Origin of the sequence: Allochromatium warmingii (genome assembly GCF_900107145.1) — a bacterium.
Classification (GTDB): domain Bacteria; phylum Pseudomonadota; class Gammaproteobacteria; order Chromatiales; family Chromatiaceae; genus Thermochromatium; species Thermochromatium warmingii.
Genome location: NZ_FNOW01000086.1, coordinates 1 through 1,499 on the forward strand (window position 1 = coordinate 1; position 1,499 = coordinate 1,499).

2 protein-coding genes are annotated in these 1,499 nt (G+C 50.9%); both read right to left on the bottom strand.

Translation table 11 applies throughout. The features are described 5' to 3' along the window. Positions 1-315: 315 nt before the first annotated feature. Complete coding sequence (locus BLW10_RS13550) at positions 316-711, bottom strand: lysozyme inhibitor LprI family protein (RefSeq protein WP_091335580.1); 396 nt, start codon at positions 709-711, stop codon at positions 316-318. An 18-nt stretch (positions 712-729) separates the two neighbouring features. Beyond that, complete coding sequence (locus tag BLW10_RS13555; RefSeq protein WP_091335583.1) at positions 730-1,254, bottom strand: restriction endonuclease; 525 nt, start codon at positions 1,252-1,254, stop codon at positions 730-732. Positions 1,255-1,499: the final 245 nt, after the last annotated feature.

Genomic DNA, 1,499 nt, shown 5'->3' on the forward strand with positions numbered 1-1,499 from the left:
CGTGCCAGTTCGCGCTCTGACTTCGTGGACTCGCGTAGCTCCTGACGAATCGCGGGCGTGGTGCGGGCGTTGCGATGTAGGTTCAGATTCATGATTAGATGTCCCGTCAGGTCGCGGATGGTGTCGTCAGCAGTTGCCGCTTGGTCGTCTTCAGCTCATCACTGAGTGTGCACAGTGCCTCGCGGGCTTGGAACAAAGGATAGCTCCTTTTCGGAATATAATCCCACGGGACGGAACAGGTAGGTCGATGTTGTAGATATTGCTGGTCACGCAGTTTTAAAAGCTGCGTGACCAGTCAGCCAGCAAAAAAGCTATTTAATTGCTATAAACTTCAGCTAAATTTTCCAATTCCTGAGCACGTTCTGCGGTTTCGCGGAGCACGCATTCACTGGCTAACATGCGATGGAATGTTCCGCCCTGCGGATCATCGTAAAAATCGCAGTTCGTATCACGATATTTCACCCATAACCGCTGCGCAGTTTGCAGAGCTTTTTTGCGTTCTGCCGATAAGTGCGACCGCAATTTTTGATACGCGCCATTCAGTCGCCCATCTTGCGTGTTTAATTCTGTCGCAATGCAATCAACCATCTGAACTGTCACACCGCCCGCATGATCCATACACAGCGCATAACGCGCAGTATAGAGCGCATCATTGGCTTGAGTGATTGAACCAAGACTGAGCAGGCAAGCAAATAAAGTCAGTTTACGCATGAGGCGTTCTCCAGTAATTTACAGCAAATCTTGCTGTTTTTTGCGCGTGCGGGTGGTGTCTTTGGGTGTAGATTTTGGCGCTAATCCCAGTCCAGTTGGATAATCAGCGCGTGCTTGACCGGTGAGCAAATCAGCGACGGTTAAAATTTGAATCTTGGGAAATGGTTTATTCCCATAGGCTTCCGATTTATAAAAGCCGCATTCAGTGGCTTCTTTGCGCATCGGTTTAGTTGGTTCGGCCAGTGTCACAAATAGACCAATCGCCGCCTCTTCGCGTTCGACAACATGCGCTAGATCGCGGATCATTGCGACGCTGACATGATTGCCACCTTTGACGGACACCACGATCTTTTTGGGTTTATTTTTTTCGTCCTGAAAAAAGATCAAGCCGTCGATGCCACTATCTGCGCCTTTCTTTTTGCCTTGATAGGGTTGCGCATTGACCAGCGAACAGGCCCACCATTTAAACTGATATTTATCGCGTTCGGCGAGATCGCGTGCGCCATCGAGATCTTTAGGTGTGCCTTGTACGTCGAATTGAATATCTGGGTGTTCCGTCCCGTGGGATTATATTCCGAAAAGGAGCTATCCTTTGTTCCAAGCCCGCGAGGCACTGCGCACACTCAGTGATGAGCTGAGGACGACCAAGCGGCGACTGCCGACGACACCATCCGCGACCTGAGGGAACATCTCATCATGAATCTGAACCTACATCGCAACGCCCGCACCACGCCCGCGATTCGTCAGGAGCTACGCGAGTCCACGAAGTCAGAGCGCGAACTGGCACG